Source organism: Pseudomonas yangonensis, assembly GCF_009932725.1.
Classification (GTDB): domain Bacteria; phylum Pseudomonadota; class Gammaproteobacteria; order Pseudomonadales; family Pseudomonadaceae; genus Aquipseudomonas; species Aquipseudomonas yangonensis.
This window is the reverse complement of record NZ_BLJU01000007.1, coordinates 222,341-228,472: the sequence shown is the minus strand read 5'-3', so window position 1 is coordinate 228,472 and position 6,132 is coordinate 222,341. Positions and strand designations below refer to the sequence as shown.

Here is a 6,132-nt window from a genome sequence, read left to right as displayed (position 1 = left end):
GGCTGGCGCCGGCCGGCATGAACCACGTGTTTTTCACCGGCTCCGGTTCCGAAGGCAACGACACCATGCTGCGCCTGGTGCGCCACTACTGGGCGTGCAAGGGTCAGCCAAACAAGAAAATCGTCATTGGCCGCGAGAACGGCTATCACGGCTCCACCGTGGCCGGCGCCAGCCTCGGCGGCATGAAGTTCATGCACGAGCAGGGCGATCTGCCGATTCCGGGCATCGCCCATATCCCGCAGCCTTACTGGTTCGGTGAGGGCGGCGACCAGTCGCCGGAAGAATTCGGCTTCTGGGCCGCCGATCAGCTGGAGAAGAAGATTCTCGAACTGGGCGAAGAGAACGTTGCCGCCTTTATCGCCGAGCCGATCCAGGGCGCCGGTGGCGTGATCATCCCGCCCGAGACCTACTGGCCGCGGATCAAGGAGATCCTGGCCAGGTACGACATTCTCTTCGTCGCCGACGAGGTGATCTGCGGCTTCGGCCGTACCGGCGAATGGTTCGGCAGCCAGTACTACGACCTCAAGCCGGACCTGATGACCATCGCCAAGGGCCTCACCAGCGGCTACGTGCCGATGGGCGGGCTGATCGTCAGCGACAAGGTGTTCGAGGTGATCGAGGCGCATGGTGACTTCAACCATGGCTTCACCTACTCCGGCCATCCGGTGGCGGCAGCGGTAGGGCTGGAGAACCTGCGCATTCTCAAGGACGAGGGCATCGTTGAGCGGGTCAAGGCAGATACCGCACCTTACCTGCAAAAGCGCCTGCGTGAACTGGCGGATCATCCGCTGGTGGGCGAAGTGCGTGGCGTCGGCATGCTCGGCGCCATCGAACTGGTGCAGGACAAGGCCACGCGCAAGCGTTTCTCGGGTGATCTGGGGGTGGGCATGATCTGCCGTGGCCACTGCTTCAACAACGGACTGATCATGCGCGCGGTGGGCGACACCATGATCATTGCGCCGCCATTGGTGATCAGCCAGGCGGAAGTGGATGAGTTGGTGGAGAAAGCACGCAGGTGCCTGGATCTGACCTGGGAGCAGATTCGTGGTCTGGCGTAACGCGTGATTCGCGGCTGAAGCCGCTCCTACAGGCGCAGCAGCGTTGGCATAGGATCGGCTGGGCGGCGTTCCGCTTCAGCTGCGAAGGACGAGCAAGAGAAACCCCGCCACCGTTACCGGTCGCGGGGTTTCGTTTTTCAGCCGCTTACTTGAGGCTGTTCTTCAGCGTCTGCGCGGCCTGGTCCATGGCGGTACGTACCGCCGGCACTTCGGCCAGCACATTGAGCAGGCCATAGTCGTGGATCATGCCGTTGTAGCGTACGGCGGTCACCGGCACGCCGGCGGCGTTCAGGCGGCGGGCGTAGGCTTCGCCTTCGTCACGCAGCACGTCCATCTCGGCAGTTTGCACCAGGGCCGGCGGCAGGCCTTTGAGCTGTTCCAGGCTGGCGCGCAACGGCGAGGCATGGATCTCGTTACGCTGCTTCGGGTCGGTGGTGTAGTTGTCCCAGAACCATTCCATCATGCCGCGGGTCAGGAAGTGGCCCTCGGCAAACTGGTTGTAAGACGCGTTGTTGAAGTTGGCGTCGGTCACCGGCCACAGCAGCACCTGGGCGCGCAGTTTCGGCGTGCCGGCTTCCTTGGCCTTGATGGCGACCACGGCAGCCATGTTACCGCCAACGCTGTTGCCGGCCACGGCCAGGCGCGAACCGTCGACGCCGATCTGACTGCCATTGTCGGCGACCCATTTGGTCGCGGCATAGGCCTGGTTGATCGCGGTCGGATACTTGGCCTCGGGCGACGGCGTGTAGTCGACGTAGATGGCAGCGGCGCCAGAACCCACAACCAGGTCGCGGATCAGGCGTTCGTGGGTCGGATAATCACCCAGAACCCAGCCACCGCCGTGGAAGAACATGAAGCCCGGCAGGACGCCGCGCGCATCTTCAGGGCGTACCACTTTCAGAGTGATCGACTGGCCATTCACCTGAATCACCTTGGTGTCGATCACGGTGCCTGACAAATCCACCTTGACTCCGGCCTGAGCGCCGACCAGCACGGCACGGGCGTCTTTCGGCGAGAGGGTTTCCAGCGGCTGGCCACCACCGCTTGCCAGTGCATTGAGAAAGCCCTGGGTGGTACGTTCCACGCCGGGGCTGCCGGCGGCGAAGCTGCTGTTGATGGCCAGGGCGAGCAAGCCAGCGGTGAGGGTGCGCGAGATTTTCATGTGCCTGTTCCTTTTAGTGGGAGGGCGCCGGGAAGCCCGGCGTCGGATCGGTCAGACTATGGTCAAAGTGACGTCGATGTTGCCGCGGGTGGCGTTGGAGTACGGGCAGACGATGTGCGCGCGATCCACCAGGGTTTGTGCGGCGTCGCGCTCGAGGCCCGGCAGGCTGATGCGCAGTTCCACTTCGATGCCGAAGCCGGTGGGGATAGCGCCGATGCCGACGGTGCCTTCGATGAAGGTGTCAGCCGGGATGCTCAGCTTGTCGCGGGCGGCGACGAACTTCAGGGCGCCGAGGAAGCAGGCGGAGTAGCCGGCGGCGAAGAGTTGTTCCGGGTTGGTGCCGTTGCCGCCGGCGCCACCGAGTTCTTTCGGGGTGGTCAGGGCGATGTCCAGGATGCCGTCGGAGGAAACGGCGCGGCCTTCACGGCCACCGAAGGCTTCAGCGGTTGCACGGTAGAGAACGTTTTCGATAGTCATGGTGGTGATCCTCGTCGGTAAGTGAATGATGGATTGGTTTGCTAAACGTTTGCGCGATAACCGTTTCCATGGGAAGAAATGTATTGCGATAAATATTAGTGCGCAAGATAAATTTGTGGATTATTTGGTTATAGAAAACTTATTTATTGGAATAAGCAGGCGGCGCAAGGGCCGTAGCGGTACTTACTCAGAAAAAGTACGCGAATGAACGCCAGGAAGCTTCGCTCGGGCGTGGCGAGCTTCGCCGCTCCAGCAAAGAAAGAGGCTGAAGGAACAATGCGCCAAAATGCGCGGTGAGGGAGCGCGCAGTGCCGTATCGCTAACTGTGGACTTTCGGCGTTCGACGATGGGCGTTGGATCGGTCAGAGGCGATGAGCTTTGGCATCGCCAGAGATCAGAGCGCGTCCTGCAGATGGCCGCGCAGTTCGATCAGGTCGTCACGCAGTTGGGTCAACTGGTCAATGCTCAATGCAGAGGCCTTGAGAATGCAGGCAGGCAATGCCTTGGCCTGTTCGTGCAATGCACGCCCCTTGTCGGTGAGGTGTAGCTGAACCACGCGTTCATCCTGACTGCTGCGTTGGCGTTGCAACAGGCCTTCGCTTTCCAGGCGCTTGAGCAGTGGTGTCAGTGAACCAGGATCGGTCAGCATGCGTGCGCTGATCTCGCTGACGGTAATGCCCTCGTTTTCCCACAGCACCAGCATGGCCAGATATTGCGGATAGGTGAGACCGAGCGCCTGCAACAGCGGTTTGTAGGTCTTGGTCATCATCAGCGAGGTGGAATAGAGGGCGAAGCACAGCTGGTTATCCAGCATCAGCTCGGCGCAGGGTTCCACTTGGGAGGTCATGGCGTTGGCCTATGCGAAGGTAGGGATGTTTTCGGCAAGTGGTGCGGGGGCAACCCGCACCCGGTGGCATCAACCGCAGGATACGCGGGTGATGACTCGCTGATCATCGACGTTGAGGTTAAGGCGTTGACCATTGTATTCCAAGGTCACCACGCTGTTGGGTGTCAGAATGCGAGCCGTGCTGGCGCCCGCCTGCTGCCGTGCCTGTTCGAGCAGCTCCGGCGTCGCGGTCTTGCCCTTGAGATTTTCGACTGCAGAAGAGCTGCAGCCCTGGCTGGTGTCGGCAGGCGTTGCCGACGGTTCGGATTTTTCGGCCGTACTGCTGCAGCCGGCTGCGAACAGGGCTGCGGCAAGAATCAGGCTGAAACGAGTCTTGAAATTCAACGCTGTGGGCTCCTTTGCCATTGGTATGGTTGTCATTGTGCGCCGTCCAGGCGGGCCAGGCGCTCTTCGAGCGCAGCTATGCGCGCTTCCAGTTCGACCAGACGATCTTCGTTAGGTGCCGCAGCCTCTCCACGAGCAGCTGGACGGTTTGCCAGGAGAGTTTCCAGATCGGCCTGTTCGCCCAGCAGATGCATGTAGCGATCCTCGCGCTGACCGCTCTGGCGTGGCAGCAGCACGACCAGGCCGCGAGCGATCAGGCGCTCCAGCTGATGCTGCACTTCGTCCACGTCGTCAAAGTCATGCATGCGGTTGCTGCGCGTGAGCAGTTCGTTGAGGGTCTGCGGGCCGCGCAGCATCAGCAATCCGAGCAGCACCGTCTGCGGCTTGACCAGCTCCAGCTGCTTGTCGCAGCGCTGCTCCCAGCGGTCGGCGCGACTGCCCATTACCAGGTGCACCAGGCCGCGGCCCTCCAGGCTGCGCAGATAACGTCCGGTTTCGCCGGTTTCCAGGTTCATGAGTGGTTCGCGGCTGGTCTTCTGATTACAGGCCAGCTGCACCGCATTGAGTGTCAGCGGATAGGTTTCCGGCGTGGTCAGCTGCTTCTCGATCAGGCAACCGAGGATGCGCACTTCGACGGCGTGCAACGGGGTTTCACCAACCAGCGGGGAAGGAGTGTGCGACATGGATCGATCCTGGCAGAAAGAACCCACGTAGGTTAACGGCATCCGCGCTCGGCCGACAGGCTTCAATGTGTGTTCAGGCATGACGTTCGCTAAGCTAACGGCCGTCAATCAACGGAGTGGGCCATGAACGAGAACAAGAAGGTCGCTTTGATCATTGGCGCAGGCGACGCCACTGGTGGTGCCATCGCCCGGCGTTTTGCCCGTGAGGGCTATGTTGCCTGCGTCACCCGCCGCAGCCTGGACAAGCTGCAGCCGCTGCTGGAGGACATCCGCAGCGCAGGCGGTGAGGCTCATGGTTTTGCCTCCGATGCGCGGCGCGAGGAGCAGGTGGCCGAGCTGGTCGAAAGCATCGAGCGTGACATCGGCCCCATCGAGGTGATGGTGTTCAACATCGGCGCCAACGTGCCGTGCAGCGTCCTTGAAGAAACCGCGCGCAAGTATTTCAAGATCTGGGAAATGGCCTGCTTCGCCGGCTTTCTCACCAGCCAGGCGGTGGCCAAGCGCATGGTCACGCGCGGACGCGGCACCATCCTGTTCACCGGTGCCACGGCCGGGCTGCGTGGTGCCGCCGGGTTCGCCGCCTTTGCCGGCGCCAAGCACGGCATCCGTGCGCTGGCGCAGAGCATGGCGCGCGAGTTGGGGCCGCTGAATATCCATGTCGCCCATGTGGTGGTGGACGGCGCCATCGATACCGCCTTCATCCGCGACAGCTTTCCCGAGCTGTACGCCAGGAAGGATCAGGATGGCATTCTCGATCCTAAGCATATCGCCGACAGCTACTGGTTCCTGCACGCTCAGCCGCGCGACGCCTGGACTTTCGAGCTGGATCTGCGTCCATGGATCGAGCGCTGGTAACCTGCGCTGAACCCATGATGACAATAACGAACGAGTGAAACTGATGAACAAGACGGTGGAGTTCTTCTTCGACCTGGGCAGCCCGGCCTCCTACCTGGCCCATACCCAGTTACCATTGCTTTGCCGCGACACTGGCGCCACGCTGGTCCATCGGCCGATGCTGCTGGGCGCGGTGTTCCAGGCCACCGGCAACGCCTCGCCGGCGATGATTCCGGCCAAGGGGCACTACATGCTGCGCGACCTGGCACGCTTCGCCGAGCGCTACGGCGTGCCGATGCGCTTCAACCCGCATTTCCCCATCAATACCCTGACGCTGATGCGCCTGTTGGTGGCAGTGCAACTGCATCAGCCGGAGCGCTTCGACGATGCCTTGCAGGCGCTGTTTCAGGCGATCTGGGTTGAGGGTATTAACATGGGCGATCCGGCCAAGGTGGCCGAAGTGCTGAATGCGGCCGGCTTCGACGCCCAGGCGTTGCAGTCGCAGATCGCCGAACAGCAGGTCAAGGACGCGCTCAAGGCGAGCACCGAAGAGGCGGTCAAGCGCGGCGTATTCGGCGCACCGACCTGTTTCGTCAATGGCGAGATGTTCTTCGGCCAGGATCGCCTGGAGTTCGTACGCGAAGCACTGCGCGACTGATGCCTGGCACAATGACAGGGTTCTTTTTC

General features: G+C 61.9%; 8 protein-coding genes. 3 read left to right on the top strand and 5 right to left on the bottom strand.

What is annotated here, in order from left to right; all coding sequences use genetic code 11:
- Positions 1–1,058 (top strand): aminotransferase (locus GYB81_RS12495; RefSeq protein WP_161897838.1); only part of this gene is annotated, 1,058 nt, incomplete at its 5' end.
- A gap of 145 nt (positions 1,059–1,203) precedes the next feature.
- On the opposite strand, the gene GYB81_RS12490 is transcribed toward GYB81_RS12495, so the two are convergent.
- The 5 genes from GYB81_RS12490 to GYB81_RS12470 all read right to left on the bottom strand — a co-directional run bounded on the left by GYB81_RS12490 (position 1,204) and on the right by GYB81_RS12470 (position 4,611).
- Positions 1,204–2,220 carry an alpha/beta hydrolase gene (locus GYB81_RS12490; RefSeq protein ID WP_161865251.1) on the bottom strand — a complete coding sequence of 339 codons (1,017 nt, stop codon included), beginning with the start codon at positions 2,218–2,220 and terminating at the stop codon, positions 1,204–1,206.
- A gap of 51 nt (positions 2,221–2,271) precedes the next feature.
- A complete protein-coding gene (locus tag GYB81_RS12485; RefSeq protein ID WP_090336184.1) occupies positions 2,272–2,697 on the bottom strand; it encodes an organic hydroperoxide resistance protein in 426 nt (141 codons plus the stop codon).
- A 394-nt stretch (positions 2,698–3,091) separates the two neighbouring features.
- Positions 3,092–3,544, bottom strand: a complete 453-nt coding sequence (locus GYB81_RS12480) for a MarR family winged helix-turn-helix transcriptional regulator (protein WP_161865363.1) — start codon at positions 3,542–3,544, stop codon at positions 3,092–3,094.
- A 69-nt stretch (positions 3,545–3,613) separates the two neighbouring features.
- Complete coding sequence (locus GYB81_RS12475) at positions 3,614–3,928, bottom strand: I78 family peptidase inhibitor (protein WP_161865364.1); 315 nt, start codon at positions 3,926–3,928, stop codon at positions 3,614–3,616.
- A 32-nt stretch (positions 3,929–3,960) separates the two neighbouring features.
- Positions 3,961–4,611 carry a YceH family protein gene (locus tag GYB81_RS12470; RefSeq protein WP_161865365.1) on the bottom strand — a complete coding sequence of 217 codons (651 nt, stop codon included), beginning with the start codon at positions 4,609–4,611 and terminating at the stop codon, positions 3,961–3,963.
- Between the two features lie 123 nt (positions 4,612–4,734).
- On the opposite strand from GYB81_RS12470, the gene GYB81_RS12465 reads away from it, so the two are divergent.
- Positions 4,735–5,466, top strand: a complete 732-nt coding sequence (locus GYB81_RS12465) for an SDR family oxidoreductase (RefSeq protein ID WP_161865366.1) — start codon at positions 4,735–4,737, stop codon at positions 5,464–5,466.
- A gap of 43 nt (positions 5,467–5,509) precedes the next feature.
- Positions 5,510–6,103: a 2-hydroxychromene-2-carboxylate isomerase gene (locus GYB81_RS12460; RefSeq protein WP_161865367.1), complete on the top strand. Its 594-nt coding sequence runs from the start codon at positions 5,510–5,512 to the stop codon at positions 6,101–6,103.
- The last annotated feature ends 29 nt before the right edge of the window (positions 6,104–6,132 follow it).

Bases quoted from the DNA above. Each gene is read 5' to 3' on its own strand.
- GYB81_RS12490 (WP_161865251.1), bottom strand. From the start codon at position 2,220: ATGAAAATCTCGCGCACCCTCACCGCTGGCTTGCTCGCCCTGGCCATC.
- GYB81_RS12485 (WP_090336184.1), bottom strand. From the start codon at position 2,697: ATGACTATCGAAAACGTTCTCTACCGTGCAACCGCTGAAGCCTTCGGT.
- GYB81_RS12480 (WP_161865363.1), bottom strand. From the start codon at position 3,544: ATGACCTCCCAAGTGGAACCCTGCGCCGAGCTGATGCTGGATAACCAG.
- GYB81_RS12470 (WP_161865365.1), bottom strand. From the start codon at position 4,611: ATGTCGCACACTCCTTCCCCGCTGGTTGGTGAAACCCCGTTGCACGCC.
- GYB81_RS12465 (WP_161865366.1), top strand. From the start codon at position 4,735: ATGAACGAGAACAAGAAGGTCGCTTTGATCATTGGCGCAGGCGACGCC.
- GYB81_RS12460 (WP_161865367.1), top strand. From the start codon at position 5,510: ATGAACAAGACGGTGGAGTTCTTCTTCGACCTGGGCAGCCCGGCCTCC.